The sequence below is a fragment of the Bacillus sp. BC05(2025) genome, from assembly GCF_056725905.1.
On the sequence record NZ_JBWYRA010000012.1, the window covers coordinates 1 to 15,509 of the forward strand.

Sequence of the window (15,509 nt, forward strand, 5' to 3'; positions counted from 1 at the left end):
TTGCGGTGATACGATGTTTCCTACATTTTCTTTCTTTACTTGCGGTGATACGATGTTATTTTTTTTCGTTTGCGGAGAAATGACGTTATTAGGTTTCATTTTATTAATTTGAGGAGCAATTAATTCGCTTCCTTTTTTAATTACATCTGAAATTTTATATTCTTTTTTCGCTTTTATCGGTGGTTGCGGCGGCTGTGGTAATACATTTACCGAGAATTTCGTGTTTTCTTTCTCCGCTGGTTTTTGTTTTTCTATAACAGGTGGTTTTTGAATAACAGACGGTTTTTCAACTGGTTTTTCTATTTGAATTGGCTTTTCTTTTTGCACTTCTTTTTGTGGCTTTACCTGTATTTCCTTTTGCGGTGTCACTTGCATTTCCTTCTGTGGTTTTACCTGTACTTCTTTTTGCGGCTTCACTTGCATTTCCTTTTGTGGTTTTACTTGCACTTCTTTTTGTGTTTGCTGCATAGCTGGCTGCTGTGTAATTGGTGCTGATTGATACGTAACCTCTTCCTCATCTTCTATTCCAAGCGGCGTTGGCGTTGCTGAAAATTCTTTTTGTTGCACTTCTTTTACGTATTGTTTTGGAGGTGCTGAGCCTGCTCCAGCCTGCTGTTTTACATGAACGCTGTTTGATGGCACTTTAATTTTCATACCTGGCATAATTAAATCTGGATTACTAAGTTGTGTATTTGTTTTTTTCAACGTATCAAAATCCACTCCGTACTTTTTCGCAATTTTCCAAAGGGTATCCCCTTTTTGCACGATATGAATTTTCAAATTTTCCCCCTCCTGTATAACTTATCTATAAGTAACAAATCTCATGAAGTAACCCTTTCTAAATAACATTAACTTCTTTTCACTTGTATCACTTCTTCGATTTTCAATATCATTAGAAGCGGAATAAGTATAAGATAATCGCAATGATTTCTTCAAAACAATGTATGCCCATTTTGTTCTCGTTATGATTATATGTACGAAAAAAAGCAACGGGAATCCGCTGCTTTACACACGCTCTAACATACGATTTAATGCAAGAACTGCCTCTTCAGTCACTTGTTTATCTACGCTAATAACGTTAATTACTTCTCCTCTTTCTATCATTTCAAGTGCCCATAATAAGTGCGGCAGATCAATTCGGTTCATCGTTAAACACGGACACATAAATGGATTCAGTGAAACAATTTCTTTATCTGGATGTTGTTGAATAATTCGGTTCACTAAATTCATTTCTGTACCAATCGCCCATTTACTTCCAGATGAAGCCGCTTCAATCATATCAATAATATATTTCGTTGAACCTGCATAATCCGAAGCAGCTACAACTTCGTAGCAACATTCTGGATGTACAATAATGTTCATGTCCGGATGATTTTTCCGTACGTTCTCAATGTTTTTCACTGTAAAGTTTTGATGAACAGAACAATGTCCTTTCCATAAAATCACTTGAATTTCTTCTATATCTCCATCGTACTCTAATGAATCTGTATGCGGGTCCCATACTGCCATTTTATCTAACGGGATACCTAAATCGTATGCTGTATTTCTTCCTAAATGTTGGTCCGGTAAAAAGACAAGGCGCTCTTTTTGTGTAAACGCCCAAGATACCATTTGTTTTGCATTAGAGGAAGTTACTGTCGCTCCGCCATTTCGACCGCAAAACGCTTTAATTGCAGCTGTAGAGTTAACATACGTTAACGGAATCATCGTATCTCCAAATAATTTTGTGAGCTCTTTCCAGGCTCTTTCTGTTTGTTCGATATCTGCCATATCTGCCATCGAACAGCCTGCACGCATATCTGGCAAAATAACGATTTGATCATCTGTCGTTAACATATCTGCTGTTTCTGCCATAAAGTGTACACCGCAAAATACAATATATTTTGCTTCTTTATTACTCGCTGCAACTTGCGCAAGCTGAAGTGAATCTCCTGCTGCATCAGAAAATTGTACCACTTCATCTTTTTGGTAATGATGGCCTGGAATAAATAGTGTTTTCCCCATTTTTTCTTTAATCTCACGAACACGCTTTTCCATATCTTCTGTTGTCATCGTGTAATAACGCTCTGGTAACATCGTTTCAATCGGTTGCACTTTTTCTAAAATACTCATATCCCTTTCTCCCCCTCTAAGCCACTTTCCTTACGCCTCTATGTTAAAACTAATATCAAATGCTTTCACTGAATGTGTTAACGCTCCAAGTGAAATATAATCTACCCCTGTTTTTCCGTATTTCGATAAATCTTCAATCGTAATGCCTCCTGATGCTTCCGTAACGATAGCACTTGGTACAATCTTGGAAAACTCCCGAATCTCTTCTGGCGTACGGTTATCAAACATAATAATATCTGCACCAGCAGCTACAGCTTCTTTTACTTGCTCTTCTGTTTCTGTTTCCACTTCTACTTTCACCATATGTCCTAACTTTTCTTTCACCGATGTAACAGCTTTCGTAATAGAACCAGCAAAAGCAATATGATTATCTTTGATCATGACACCATCATATAAACCGAAACGGTGATTAAATCCGCCTCCGCACACGACCGCATACTTATCAAACATACGTAGCCCTGGCATCGTTTTTCGCGTATCACAAATACGTGTATGGCTACTATCTAAGGCACGAACAGCCTCGTATGTCATTGTAGCTATCCCGCTCATACGCTGGATAACGTTTAATATAACGCGCTCTGCCGTTAATAACGATGCAATTGGTCCTTGGACAGTTGCAATTATTTCGCCTTTTTCTACAAGATCTCCATCTTTTTTATGAAGCTCAACTTCAATTCTCTCATCAATTAATTTAAACCCTTCTTCAATGACTAAACGTCCCGCAAAGACCCCTGTGTCCTTCGCAAGAAACGTTCCTTTTGAAAGTAAATTGTCTGGAAAAATAAGCTGAGATGTTACATCTCTTTCTCCTATATCTTCTAGAAAAAATCGATTTAATGCTTCTTTAACCTTTATCGTATTCATAAAGCCCCTCTTCCTCTCATTACACAAGTTGTAGTTTTCTTTTCACTCGAACGATTTCTTTTTTTACGCTATTTCTATATGGATAATCACTTCGATAATGGCCACCAATGCTTTCTTCTCTTTGCAAAGCTGATACGACGATAAGCTCACACACTGTTAACATATTAATAATCGTTATCTCCTCATTTGTAAGAGCATCATGTTGCAATATCATATTTCGAACACCGTACTTACTAAGCCATCTCTTTGCATAAGATAAACTTTGTTCTGTTCGCACAATCCCAACGTATTTCATCATGCATTCTTGTATTTCTTCTTTCGCCGGCAAATGATTCAGAACGATAAACTTCTCTTCCTTCTCAGCAAATTTGTTCAATCTGTCTTTTGTCGCCTTCGTTAAAAGATGCTGTCCTATTCTTTTTCCAAACACAAGACCTTCTAATAACGAATTACTTGCTAATCTATTTGCTCCATGAACACCGTTACAAGCTACTTCACCGACTGCATATAAATTTGGAATGGACGTCTCCCCATCAATGTTTGTTTTCACGCCACCCATATGAAAATGAGCTCCGGGTACGACCGGAATGCGTTTTTTATTTATATCAACACCATTCTTTTTACACAATGCTGATACAGTTGGAAAACGTTCTTCGAAATTTTGGATAGACTCGATATTCAAATGCACGTTTTCACCCGACAAAAGCTGTTCATGAATCGCTCTTGCCACTACATCACGCGGTGCGAGATCATGATCTGGGTGTATATCCATCATAAAACGCTGCCCTTTTCCATTTATAAGGACAGCTCCTTCACCACGGACAGCTTCAGAAACGAGGCCACAGCATCGCCCGCCCGCATATAACATCGTTGGATGAAATTGTACAAACTCTAAATCTACAAGCTCTCCGCCTGCGCGGTATACCATCGCAAGTCCATCACCCGTAATTGTTTTATCATTAGAAGTAAAGGCGTATAAACCACCAACCCCGCCTGAGGCTAGCACAGTATAATCTGCATCATAACGCTTCAACTTCCCTTCACTATCTCGCGTTAAAACTCCAACGCATTTTTCATTTTCTATAATAAATTCAAGCACCATTTCCTGTTCCACTACCGTAACGTGCGGTGCTACTTCTTGAATGAAATGCTCTAATAAATTCTTTCCTGTTGCATCGCCGCCTGCATGTAAAATACGACGCTTTCGATGTGCACCTTCTTTCCCAAGATGAGGACCCATTTCATCTCCATCAAATTTCATTCCATTTTCAATGAGATGATTCATTTCTTTCGGTCCTTCCTCGACTAAATAACGGACCACATTTTCATTGTTATAATGACACCCTGCTACTAACGTATCTTCAAAATGATCATTTGGATTGTCATATGTAGCAACCGCTGCGGCAATTCCACCTTGCGCTAAATATGTATTATTATTACGGCTCGTTTTCTTTGTGATAATAATCACATTCTTTTCGTGACAAATCTCTTTCGCAACACGAAGTGCCGCAACGCCACTTCCAATAATTAAGACATCTGCACTTGGCATAATTGTTGCCTCCTACTTTACACTTTTCAACTGTCTTGACACCTATATTTACATAGTTTTAAAATAATGACAAGAGTTTTTTTATAATTCTTATTTTCATTACCATTTAAAAAATAAAAGAAATGTAACTCTTACTAGAGAGAGGAACTTACATGATGATATATCTTGACTATGCAGCTACTACACCTATGAGCGCGGAAGCGTTACAAACATATATGAAAGCAGCGTCGCAATACTTCGGAAATGAACAAAGTTTACATGATATGGGAGGAACAGCCTCTTCTTTATTACAAGTTTGCCGAAAAACATTTGCGGAAATGATTGGAGGAAAAGAACAAGGAGTATTTTTCACAAGCGGCGGCTCAGAATCTAACTATCTTGCGATTCAATCTCTTCTAAACGCCCGAAATAAGAAGCATATTATTACGACACCTATGGAACATGCATCCATTCGAAGTTATTTTCAATCCTTACAATCACAAGGGTATACAATTACTGAAATTCCTGTTGATACAAATGGGCTAATTCATTTAGATGATTTAGAAACAGCTATTACAGAGAATACTGTTCTAGCAAGTATACAGCACGGAAACTCTGAAATTGGAACCGTTCAAAACATCGCAGAGATTGGGGCACTTTTAAAAAAATATAACGTCTTATTTCATTCAGATTGTGTGCAAACATTTGGTAAACTTCCTATCCATGTTTTTGAGATGGGGATTGATAGTCTTTCTGTTTCAGCACATAAAATATACGGACCGAAGGGTGTTGGCGCTTGCTATATAAATCCGCAAGTTCGCTGGACACCAATATTTCCAGGGACTTCTCATGAAAAAGGGTTTCGTCCAGGTACAGTAAACGTTCCTGGCATTGCATCTTTTTTAACAGCTGCTGAGAATATATTAAAAAATCAACAGGAAGAAAGCTTACGTTTTAAAGAGTTACGATCCTATTTTTTAGAGCGATTACAAGCATTTCCTCTAGAAATTGAAGTAGAAGGTCATTCTACTTCTTGTTTACCACATATTATTGGGGTTACAATAAAAGGAATAGAAGGTCAATATACAATGCTAGAATGTAATCGCCGCGGTATTGCCATTTCTACCGGAAGTGCTTGTCAAGTCGGTAAACAAGAACCTTCGAAAACAATGCTTGCAATTGGAAAAACGTATGAAGAGGCAAAACAATATGTCCGCTTCTCTTTCGGGCAACAAACAACGAAAGATCAAATTGATACTACTATTCATGCACTACACACAATTGGAAATCAATTTTATAGAGGTGTTAAATCATAATGAAACAAAATGACCAAAAAAAGATTTTAGGTGAAGAAAGACGACAGCTTATCCTTCAGTGGCTTCTCGCTGCAAATGAGCCGTTATCTGGGAATGAACTATCGAAGAAGACAAACGTAAGTAGGCAAGTGATTGTGCAAGATATTTCCTTACTTAAAGCAAGAAACGAACCAATTATTGCAACTGCTCAAGGCTATTTATATTTAAAACCACAAGAGAAACAACAAGCTTTCGAACGCGTAATTGTATGCCAACATAAGCCAGCAGAAGTACGTCAAGAACTTACAATGCTTGTTGACCACGGCATCACGATTAAAGATGTAAAGGTTGAGCATCCTGTATACGGTGACTTAACAGCATCCATCATGGTAAGCAATCGCTTTGATGTAGAGCAATATTTACAAAAAATCGAAAACACAAATGCTTCCTATCTTTCGCAACTAACGGATGGTATTCACTTACATACAATTGAGGCAGATTCAAAAGAAAAGTTAGATGCAGCTTGCGAGGCACTAGATAAAGCAGGATTTCTCGTTTATTAATGTAAAGCACAGAGTTTTTATCATTCTCTGTGCTTTTTTAATGCTATAATATTGTAATCAATCGTAAAGGAGATCAAATATGGGAATTGAACTCGTTCACTTTAGCATTGGCAAGCCGAAACAAATGAAATATAGCGAAGATAAAGAAATGATTACTGGTATATGTAAAGAACTTACCGAAGAAGCTTTCCTATCAAAAGATGGCTTCCTTGGTGATGATGTAGCAGATTTAAAACACCACGGTGGACCTGATCGCGCAGTTTGTGTGTACTCACACGAACATTACGCACTATGGGAAAAAGAATTCCAAACAACACTTCCAGCTTCCGCATTTGGCGAAAACATTACCGTAACAAATATGTTAGAGCGTGATGTTTGCATCGGAGATACATACAAATTAGGTGAAGCGATTATTCAAGTGACACAAGCGCGCGTACCTTGTAGCACGATTTCAAAACGCCTCGGTATTCCTGGCATACTGCCGCGCATTGTAGCAACCGGATTTACCGGCTACCTATGCCGCGTTCTTCAAGAAGGTACTGTACGTAAAGATTCAAAAATTACATTACTAGAACGTCAACCGAGCAATGTTTCTGTTTTGTTCTCTAACGAAATTTATTTTCATAATAGAAAAGATAAAGAGGGCATTGAAAAGATTCTTGCTGTTCCAGAACTAGCCGATATTTGGCGTGGTCAGTTAGAAGAGCGTCTTGTGAAGTTAAAATAAAGAATCCCACCAGGTAAAACAGTATTGAGTCTATCCTACCAGATGGACTCTTTTTATTTTCTCTTCCTTCACGTCCAAACATATAAAAATATATTTCATATTATATATGGACAACCTTTAATCCTTATATGTGAAGGGAGTGATTAATTATGGCAGATTACTTCTTAAAAAATGGAAAAAAATATTATAAGAAAAATGATCGTCCATGTAATCCTTCAAATTCAGATTCAAATAACTGTTTTATACAGAACTATACTATTTTCGGTACGGGAGATACTCCTCAAGATCTTGATATAACAACTGGAATTCCTCGAACTGTATTTGAAAACTTCACTGAAAATCATAATAAGACACTTATTAAATTTAGTTTCAGTCCTGCTTTTGCAACAACGATTCGATTAACAATTGCAAGATTAAACCATCGCTCTCCACTTATATTTACCTTAACACCAGGAGATATTAAAACATTTTTAGTAGAAGATGTTTTAAGTATTACTTTCTCAGATACTGTAGCTCCATCTACACTTAACCTATTCATACAACAAACGAATTGTATTTGCTGCAGTAATTCGAACAATGATGAATCCTATTATTATAATAGTTGTAATGATGCGTACTAAAAACACGAAAAAAGAGTGACCTATTCCTAACAGAAAGCCGTCCTAGAATCTCTTTTAGGACGGATTCTTTATTTTGCTAGCTTAATTACATCACTTACTTCAATAGAATCGATAGCTTACTCTGCCTCAAACCGAGAAACAGCTTTTCATTTCAAACAAGTTTAACAATAGCTCACCTTTACAACCAATAAGAAGAATAACTCCCAAGCACAGTAACCGAAAAACCAAGTGCTTCAAGTTCCATCGTTACGCCTGGCAATAATACATCATCATATGCTTTATCGACATCAATCAAGAAAAAGTAATTTCCAAGACCTGTTTTCATCGGACGCGATTCGATTTTTGATAAGTTTAATTTTCTCCATGCAAAAGCTGATAACACTTGATATAGCGCTCCTGCATAATCAGCGGGTAACGTTATCATAAGCGTCGTTTTCTCTCCGCGGTTTTCTCCATTATTTGAAAGTATTGCTTTCTTTTTCTTATGGAGCACGAGGAAACGTGTATGATTATTTTTATGCGTATGAATGCTACGTCTTACAATCGTTAATCCGTATTTCTCTGCAGCTGCTTCATTTGCAATGGCAGCAATTTTTTCTTCAGGATGTTCTTTCACATATTGCGCAGCTGCACTTGTTGATGTCATATCTCGGACAGTTACCCCTTTTAACTCTTCATTTAAAAATTTATGACATTGCGCAATAGCGTGTGGATGAGAATGCACTGCATATACTTCTTCCCACACTTCTGCATACTGCGGATGTACAAGTAGGTGCTGCTGAATGGGTACTGTAATTTCTCCTACAATGGAAAGCGGCTGCTCATGTACGAGGTAATCAACTGTTATATTCACTGAGCCTTCTATGGCATTTTCTAGTGGTACCACTGCATAATCTACATTTCCATCTGCAGCTGCATCCATACAATCCGGAATCGTTCGATATGGCACATGCTCTGCTTCCGGAAAAAAACGACTCACCGCCATATTTGTAAATGTTGCTTCTGGTCCTAAATATCCTACTCGAATCATCGTCTTTTCCCCTCTTTTTTCGTTTTCTTACTGTTATACCATAATTTTTTATATTCTTCTATGTAAATTTCGAATATTAAAAAAAGACTAACTTTCGCTAGTCTAAATGTTTCTTATATTCTCTTTGAGCGAAGAAGAAATAAATGATACATGCTGCGATATAAAACAGAATGAACAAACCTACTTTTCTTAATGATCCATCCATAAAAAGCGTATTATGAAACGTATATAACGCAACTGCACTATGCATACTCCCTACTATAATTGGCGCAAAAAATAGCATACATAATTGCCAACGAGAAATTTTCCATACTTCTTCCTTCGTCATTCCAAGTTTAGAGAGTGCACCATACTGCTTTCGGTCCGATGCAATATTATGGAACCATTTAAAATACACGATACTACATGAAGTAAGAAAGAACAATATACTAATAAATGAGCCTACAAATAGAGTAATATCGCCGCCTTCTTTCATATTTACATATAACTCCATATTGCTTCGAAATGCATTATTATTTTGTTTCATATGTTTCCGTAAATCTTCATTTAATCTCTTCGTCTTTTCGATATTTGGTAATGTGTAGCCTCTATATATCATTTTTTCAGAATCAGGAACCTGATTTGCTATACTATCAAAATCTTCATCATTCATAACGAAGAACAGACCATTAATGTACGAAGGATGATAGTTAAATTGAACCCCTTCTTTCTGGCCGTTAAATACGAATTGATATGGTTGATTCATTACTTGCAATTGAATCTCTTTTTGATTATATACATTCGAATTATTGTATTTATTATAATAAACGAGTGTCACTGTACCTTTTTTATGGTGATACGTTTTCTGTTTTTGTTTCCTCGCTTCTTGGTTATATTCACTTTCTTTTATAAGCGGTACTATTGTTGTTTCTCCCTTATTAGATTGAAAGGATGCATACACTCCAACAAAACTTATATATTGAAAATCATCATACTCATATTGATGCAGTAATTTTTCAACCGCACCTTCCTCAAAGACTTCATGAGTAGAAATACCTTTTTCTATGTACGAAAACGAGTGTACCCCTCCAGTTCGCCACATATCTTGCATGCTAGAAAAATATAAAAACACCGTACCTGTTGCTGTAACTACAAACGTCGTTGCCATAGACATCAGAAAGAAAAAGCGACCATTTTCCTTCATTCGATGTGACAATTGATTCACTATAAATAAATACGGATATGTATACATAATCTTTTTATTTCGCTTTATCATTTCTAACACTTGGGTAGCTCCATGTGTAAAAGAAAAGTACGTTCCAAAAAAGACAAGTATAGACACAGGGAAAAAGTATATCACTATTGTAGCCATCGTCACTTGTAGCACCAACGCATACCCGCCCACTAAACAAGCAAAACCGAATAAACAGAGCCACTTTGATGTTTTCTTCTCTTTTTTATCTGTTCGAAATTCTTTCAATAACCGAATGATTTTTATATTCCATATACGTAAAGCACTTATAAAAGATAACAAAATAAAAACGACCATATATGTAATAAATGTTACACCAATCGCCCTTACGTCAAATATGACAGGGAGTTCTTTCGGAAGCCCCAGTAACATACTAAATACCATAAAAAAGAGTTTTAAAAAGACCATACCAAGCCCAATACCGAAAATATTCGCGAAGACCCCGATTAAAATTTGCTCGGTCATAATCACTCCTATTACGTTAGACTTTGTTGCTCCCATTAACATGTATAACCCTAATTCTTTCTTACGTGCTTCTATGAAAATTGAAGTAGAGTACAAAATAAATATGACGAAAAAAGAAATGATTATAACATTACATATGATAAGTCCCCAGCGTACGTTTTGATACCACATCGTCTCTTGCATATATGGATGCACAATGACAGACATATATGCGTAAGAAGCAAATATTGCAAAACAACTACTTAAGAAAAACACTTTATAATTACGCCAATTTCCTTTTATATTTTGCAGCGCTAGTTGCCGAATTTTCATCTATCGTCCTCCTGTAACTTACTACATAGGCAAAAAGCTAGAGGTTCCCCTAGCTTTTTACGTGTTTTAAATATCCTCTTTGCGCGATTATAAAGTAAATGGCAGAAGCTAAAATGTATGCTCCAATTACAAGCGCGCCTGATTTCCACAAATCAATATAAAGCATTTTCCCTAACGTATGAAGAGCAACTCCACTATGAATGGAACCGATTAAAATTGGGATAAAGAAGATAACTCCCATTTGTCGAATCGCAATTTTGCGAATTTCTTTATCTGTCATACCGATTCTCTTTAACGATTTAAATTGAATACGATCTTGTTCTTTATCGTTAAACCATTTAAAGTATGTCATACTACAAGCGAAGAAGAAGAACAGCACCGCTACGAAGAAACCAATGAACATTGTAATTGCTCCACCTTCTCTTATATCCTTATACGCAAACACTGAATTTCTCAATTCCCCTTGCTTTTCTGGTGCAATTTCATTTTTCAAATCTAATACAAGATCTTCTGTACTTTTCCAATCCTCAATATAATAACCATAATATTTCGTCTTTTCTTCATCTGGTACGAGTTTTGCATATTTCTCAAAATCTTGATCATTTACAACGAGATATTCACTATCATTAAAAACAGAATACTGCGTTGGGGCATTTAATTGAACAGACTGCTTTTGTCCGTTAATTGTAAATTCATACGGTTTTGTACGGTCTATCTTCATCAGTTCATTTGACATATCAACCATAACCATCGTTGCACTACCCATTGCATTATGAATTTCTGAAGGTTGCTCTCTCTTTTGTTTACGCACTTCCGCATTATATTCTTTTTCTGAAATAATCGTCATCGGTACTTCATGTTCACTATTAAACAACGTTATTTTCTGTGTTGCTGGTAGTTTAACGTAGGTTACTTTTCGTGCATCTTCAAACCCGTGTCTCTTCACAAGCTCCTGTACCTTTTCTTCATTAATAAGGCTATATGTATTTAACCCCTTTTCCTCATATGAAATAGCATGTGGTGTAAGTTCTACCGTTTTCGCACTCAAATTTTCAAAATATACGTAAAGCGTGCCAACTGCCGAGGATACAATCGCCGTAATAATAGAAATTACAAATAAAAAACGAGCATTATCTTTCATTTTATAAATAAGATTGCTAAGAACAAACATATTTGGATATGTATAGAAAGATTGCTTTCTTTTTTGTAATGCTTTTAATACAACTGTACTACCTTGTGTAAATAGTAAATACGTTCCGCCAATTGTCAGTCCTACCACCGGTAAAAAGAGGATGAGGAAATTCAGAAACGTTACTTGGAAGCTAAGTACATATGCAACAATAATACATCCTATACCAACTACACATAACCATGTAAATGCAAACGGCTCTACTTTTTGCTTTCTTGCCTCTCTTAATAAATCAATAATTTGCAAGCGTCCTACTGTCCAAACACTAAACAATGATAGGATTAAAAATAGAATAAAGTATACACCTGCCGTAATCAAAACTGCTTTACTATTCCATACGAGTGGAAGTGTCTTATCTATTTTTAATAATACACTTAACGCTTGGAAAAATAATTTTGAACAAAGCATTCCAACCCCAATACCAACTACAATTGCAATACTACCTAACATCAGTTGCTCTAATATAATCATTCGGCCGAGCTGCGATTTCGTTCCGCCTATTAATGTTAGTAGACCAAACTCTTTTTTTCTTGCTCGTAAAAACGTTGAATTTGCATATAAAATAAAGAGTGCCGAGAAGATGACCACAATATAATTCATCGATTCTAATCCTTTTGTGATCATCTTTCTCATACTAATATTACCGCTTACGACATCTGGATGATAAATAAAAGAAGCATACATGAAAAATACGACAATCGATAAACAACTACTTATAAGAAACGCTTTATAATTACGCCAATTTCCTTTTACGTTATTAAGCGCGAGCTGGCGAAAGTTCATGATATTCTCCTCCTAGCATCGCAAGTACGTCCAAAATTTCTTGGAAAAAGGCTTGCTTTGTTCTTCCTTTATGTATTTCTGAGAAAATTTCTCCGTCGCGAATGAATAGAATACGTTCGCAATAACTCGCCGCTACCGGATCATGCGTTACCATTGCAATTGTCACTTTCTTTTGTTCATGTAAGTCTTGCAACGCGCTCATTAATGATTTTGCTGACTTAGAATCTAAGTTTCCAGTAGGCTCATCCGCTAAAATTAAAGTTGGTTCATGAATGATCGCTCTCGCAGCTGCTGCACGTTGTTGTTGCCCGCCTGATACTTCATATACTTTTTTATTTAAAATTTCTTCGATATTTAAAAACTTTGCAATCTCAAGCACTTTTGCATCAATCTCATTTACAGATTTCTTCGCCATAACAAGCGGCAAAATAATATTTTCTTTAATCGATAACGTATCAAGTAAGTTAAAATCTTGGAAGATGAATCCTAAATGTGTACGGCGAAACTCTGCTAGTTTTGCAGCACGCATTTGATTAATTTCTTCGCCATTTACAAGCACATGACCTGAAGTTTGCTTATCAATTGTTGCTAATAAATTTAAAAGCGTTGTTTTCCCGCTTCCTGAAGGACCCATAATCCCTACAAATTCGCCTTCTTCTATTTTAAAATTTATATCGTTTAAAGCAGTCGTCGCTACTGAACCTTTTGATTGATACACCTTCGTTAATCCTTTTACTTCAAGAACACTCATTTCTAATCCCCCTATGTGTTTTCTTCTTACATTTACTATAAGAAAAATAAGAACAAGAAACGAGCGATTTCCCTTACAAAACGTTTTGTTATCTTACAGTTTTGTCATTTTTCTCATTAATGTATGATATTCTTCATCTTTTGCAAATTGGAACGTGAATGTTGTCCCTTCCCCTTCAGCCGATTGTACATAAATACCGTGATGTAAATTATCGCAAATTTCCTTCGTAATATATAAGCCCATTCCGGTTGCTTCTCTCGTTTTACGACCATTTATCCCCGTAAAGAATGGATCAAATATACGCTTTACATCTTGCTCTGGAATACCGATTCCATTGTCCTTAATATGTAATAACACTTTTTGATCTTTCTCTTCAATTTGAAATTGAATTTCCTTTTTCTCTACTTCTGAAATTTTCGTATACTTAATTGCATTTACAACGATTTGACCTATAGCAATACTGAGCCATTTTCTATCAGATGCAACCATACAAATATCTTCCTCAAACATTACTTTCGGAAATACAGACGATTGAATAAAAGATTTTCGATTTTCATTAATAATACCTCGAATGATATCTATCACATTTACTACTTCTACTTTATAATCTTTCGCAAACTGCTCTAACCTTGCCATATGTAACGCTAAATCTAAACCATTTAGTATACGGTTATTTTCTTCACGAATACTTTCAACTATTGCTCTTGCTTCACGATGCTCCTTACTAAACTTCTGTAATAGCAATTCTACAACCGATACTGGTGTTTTCATTTGATGAATCCATTGGTTCATAAATATCATTTGCTGTTGTTCTTTCGCATGTTGTTTATGAACTTCATTCATATATTGCTGTCTCAATAGCGTAAACGATTCAACGACCATCTCTTGCTCTGACGTATAAGAAGTATCAATAAGTAAAGAGTCATGTAATGTATTTCCGCCAGTAACATACTTTTCGATCCTCTTTAAAAACACACTTCGTTTTCGGTAATCGTAAATGAGGTATACAGTAAATACGACTGTCCCTAATAAGAGTCCATATAACCACGTACTCCAGTCAATTGATCTTTTGTCCAAAAGATTTTGCAACTGCAAAACGAGCCCAAATAAACAGAGGCTAACAATATAAGAAAGAAGTAAAGAAAATCGGTCCATGAGGTAATTTTTAACCTTCATGCCCTTCGCCCCACTCTGTAAGAAGTGCATAACCATATCCACGTTTCGTTACAATTGCATTTTTAATGCCTAGCTCCTCTAGTTTCTTCCTTACACGTTTTACATTTACGGTTAATGTATTATCATCGACAAAAGCTACCTCATCCCAGAGGGCTTCTAACAGTTCTTCGCGCGTTACATATTGATTTGCTTGTTTCATTAAACATTCTAATAAGTAAAATTCATTTTTTGTCAGTTCTGTTTGTTGCCCTTGCCACTCAACAACATGTTGGGACGGAAATAACAACAGTCCATTTACACCTAAACAATCACTTTCTGCCGCAGAAGCATACTCACCATACCCACGCCTAAGTGCACTTTTCACCTTAGCCATTACAATATCTAAATGGAATGGCTTCGTAATGTAATCATCTCCACCATTTTCAATTGCCATTACTTGATCCATTTCTCCTGTTCTTGCAGAAACGAAAATAATTGGTGCATTCGATACAGTGCGGATTTGACGACACCAATAGAAACCATCAAAATACGGTAAATTAATATCAAGTAACACGAGATGTGGATTTACTTTTACAAATTCATCTTTTATATGTCGTAAATCACTCGCTCGAAATGACTGATAGCCATATCTTTCTAAATGCTCTTCTAATATTCCCCCGATTTTTTCATCGTCTTCTACAATTAATATTTTATACATGTTCGTTTTCTCCCCATAAAAAAATTCTTTCAAAACCACTCCTCTTTTTATTATAAATTGAAAATTTAAGTAGTGGGGATTTTTTCCTGCATAAATCAGACTTTTACGATATAAAGTGAAACTTTAATCAGCCCTCACCAATCGGGCTTTTACGGGCAGCCCGACC

At 36.1% G+C, this 15,509-nt stretch carries 13 protein-coding genes and 1 pseudogene; 4 read left to right on the top strand and 10 right to left on the bottom strand.

Annotated features, from left to right (window positions below; genetic code table 11):
* The 4 genes and pseudogenes from exsA to nadB all read right to left on the bottom strand — a co-directional run.
* Nucleotides 1–780, bottom strand: a pseudogene (gene exsA / locus ACZ76X_RS25145) (spore coat assembly protein ExsA); the annotation flags it as partial.
* Between the two features lie 225 nt (nt 781–1,005).
* Nucleotides 1,006–2,112 (bottom strand): quinolinate synthase NadA, encoded by a 1,107-nt coding sequence (gene nadA / locus ACZ76X_RS25150; protein ID WP_479852034.1) that lies wholly within the window; start codon nt 2,110–2,112, stop codon nt 1,006–1,008.
* Nucleotides 2,113–2,142: 30 nt separating this feature from the next.
* The gene (nadC, locus tag ACZ76X_RS25155) at nt 2,143–2,976 is read right to left on the bottom strand and encodes a carboxylating nicotinate-nucleotide diphosphorylase (RefSeq protein WP_479852035.1); all 834 of its coding nucleotides are present in this window, start codon (nt 2,974–2,976) and stop codon (nt 2,143–2,145) included.
* Nucleotides 2,977–2,995: 19 nt separating this feature from the next.
* Entirely contained in the window at nt 2,996–4,525 is a 1,530-nt protein-coding gene (gene nadB, locus ACZ76X_RS25160) for an L-aspartate oxidase (RefSeq protein ID WP_479852036.1), read from the bottom strand.
* Between the two features lie 152 nt (nt 4,526–4,677).
* Here nadB and ACZ76X_RS25165 point away from each other — a divergent pair, with 152 nt between their 5' ends.
* From ACZ76X_RS25165 to ACZ76X_RS25180, 4 genes are all read left to right on the top strand, one after another.
* Nucleotides 4,678–5,820, top strand: coding sequence for an IscS subfamily cysteine desulfurase (locus ACZ76X_RS25165; protein WP_479852037.1), 1,143 nt, complete (start codon nt 4,678–4,680; stop codon nt 5,818–5,820).
* The gene (locus tag ACZ76X_RS25170; protein ID WP_078417860.1) at nt 5,820–6,362 is read left to right on the top strand and encodes a transcription repressor NadR; all 543 of its coding nucleotides are present in this window, start codon (nt 5,820–5,822) and stop codon (nt 6,360–6,362) included. The genes ACZ76X_RS25165 and ACZ76X_RS25170 overlap by 1 nt, the downstream gene beginning before the upstream one ends.
* 79 nt (nt 6,363–6,441) lie before the next feature.
* The gene (locus tag ACZ76X_RS25175; protein ID WP_479852038.1) at nt 6,442–7,089 is read left to right on the top strand and encodes an MOSC domain-containing protein; all 648 of its coding nucleotides are present in this window, start codon (nt 6,442–6,444) and stop codon (nt 7,087–7,089) included.
* 149 nt (nt 7,090–7,238) lie between these two features.
* Nucleotides 7,239–7,709: a hypothetical protein gene (locus ACZ76X_RS25180; protein ID WP_479852039.1), complete on the top strand. Its 471-nt coding sequence runs from the start codon at nt 7,239–7,241 to the stop codon at nt 7,707–7,709.
* A gap of 178 nt (nt 7,710–7,887) precedes the next feature.
* On the opposite strand, the gene pheA is transcribed toward ACZ76X_RS25180, so the two are convergent.
* From pheA to ACZ76X_RS25210, 6 genes are all read right to left on the bottom strand, one after another.
* Entirely contained in the window at nt 7,888–8,739 is an 852-nt protein-coding gene (gene pheA / locus ACZ76X_RS25185; protein WP_479852040.1) for a prephenate dehydratase, read from the bottom strand.
* Between the two features lie 97 nt (nt 8,740–8,836).
* Nucleotides 8,837–10,747 carry an ABC transporter permease gene (locus ACZ76X_RS25190; protein WP_479852041.1) on the bottom strand — a complete coding sequence of 637 codons (1,911 nt, stop codon included), beginning with the start codon at nt 10,745–10,747 and terminating at the stop codon, nt 8,837–8,839.
* Between the two features lie 49 nt (nt 10,748–10,796).
* Complete coding sequence (locus tag ACZ76X_RS25195; protein WP_479852042.1) at nt 10,797–12,719, bottom strand: ABC transporter permease; 1,923 nt, start codon at nt 12,717–12,719, stop codon at nt 10,797–10,799.
* Complete coding sequence (locus ACZ76X_RS25200) at nt 12,694–13,470, bottom strand: ABC transporter ATP-binding protein (protein WP_000114530.1); 777 nt, start codon at nt 13,468–13,470, stop codon at nt 12,694–12,696. The genes ACZ76X_RS25195 and ACZ76X_RS25200 overlap by 26 nt, the downstream gene beginning before the upstream one ends.
* A gap of 93 nt (nt 13,471–13,563) precedes the next feature.
* A complete protein-coding gene (locus tag ACZ76X_RS25205) occupies nt 13,564–14,646 on the bottom strand; it encodes a HAMP domain-containing histidine kinase (protein WP_479852043.1) in 1,083 nt (360 codons plus the stop codon).
* A complete protein-coding gene (locus ACZ76X_RS25210; RefSeq protein ID WP_479852044.1) occupies nt 14,636–15,343 on the bottom strand; it encodes a winged helix-turn-helix domain-containing protein in 708 nt (235 codons plus the stop codon). Before ACZ76X_RS25210 ends, ACZ76X_RS25205 begins: the two co-directional genes overlap by 11 nt.
* Between the last annotated feature and the right edge of the window lie 166 nt (nt 15,344–15,509).

Coding starts and splice junctions, on each gene's coding strand:
- ACZ76X_RS25200 (WP_000114530.1), bottom strand. CDS start 13,470: ATGAGTGTTCTTGAAGTAAAAGGATTAACGAAGGTGTATCAATCAAAA.
- nadB (WP_479852036.1), bottom strand. CDS start 4,525: ATGCCAAGTGCAGATGTCTTAATTATTGGAAGTGGCGTTGCGGCACTT.
- ACZ76X_RS25190 (WP_479852041.1), bottom strand. CDS start 10,747: ATGAAAATTCGGCAACTAGCGCTGCAAAATATAAAAGGAAATTGGCGT.
- ACZ76X_RS25170 (WP_078417860.1), top strand. CDS start 5,820: ATGAAACAAAATGACCAAAAAAAGATTTTAGGTGAAGAAAGACGACAG.
- ACZ76X_RS25165 (WP_479852037.1), top strand. CDS start 4,678: ATGATGATATATCTTGACTATGCAGCTACTACACCTATGAGCGCGGAA.
- pheA (WP_479852040.1), bottom strand. CDS start 8,739: ATGATTCGAGTAGGATATTTAGGACCAGAAGCAACATTTACAAATATG.
- nadC (WP_479852035.1), bottom strand. CDS start 2,976: ATGAATACGATAAAGGTTAAAGAAGCATTAAATCGATTTTTTCTAGAA.
- ACZ76X_RS25205 (WP_479852043.1), bottom strand. CDS start 14,646: ATGAAGGTTAAAAATTACCTCATGGACCGATTTTCTTTACTTCTTTCT.
- ACZ76X_RS25210 (WP_479852044.1), bottom strand. CDS start 15,343: ATGTATAAAATATTAATTGTAGAAGACGATGAAAAAATCGGGGGAATA.
- nadA (WP_479852034.1), bottom strand. CDS start 2,112: ATGAGTATTTTAGAAAAAGTGCAACCGATTGAAACGATGTTACCAGAG.
- ACZ76X_RS25195 (WP_479852042.1), bottom strand. CDS start 12,719: ATGAACTTTCGCCAGCTCGCGCTTAATAACGTAAAAGGAAATTGGCGT.
- ACZ76X_RS25180 (WP_479852039.1), top strand. CDS start 7,239: ATGGCAGATTACTTCTTAAAAAATGGAAAAAAATATTATAAGAAAAAT.
- ACZ76X_RS25175 (WP_479852038.1), top strand. CDS start 6,442: ATGGGAATTGAACTCGTTCACTTTAGCATTGGCAAGCCGAAACAAATG.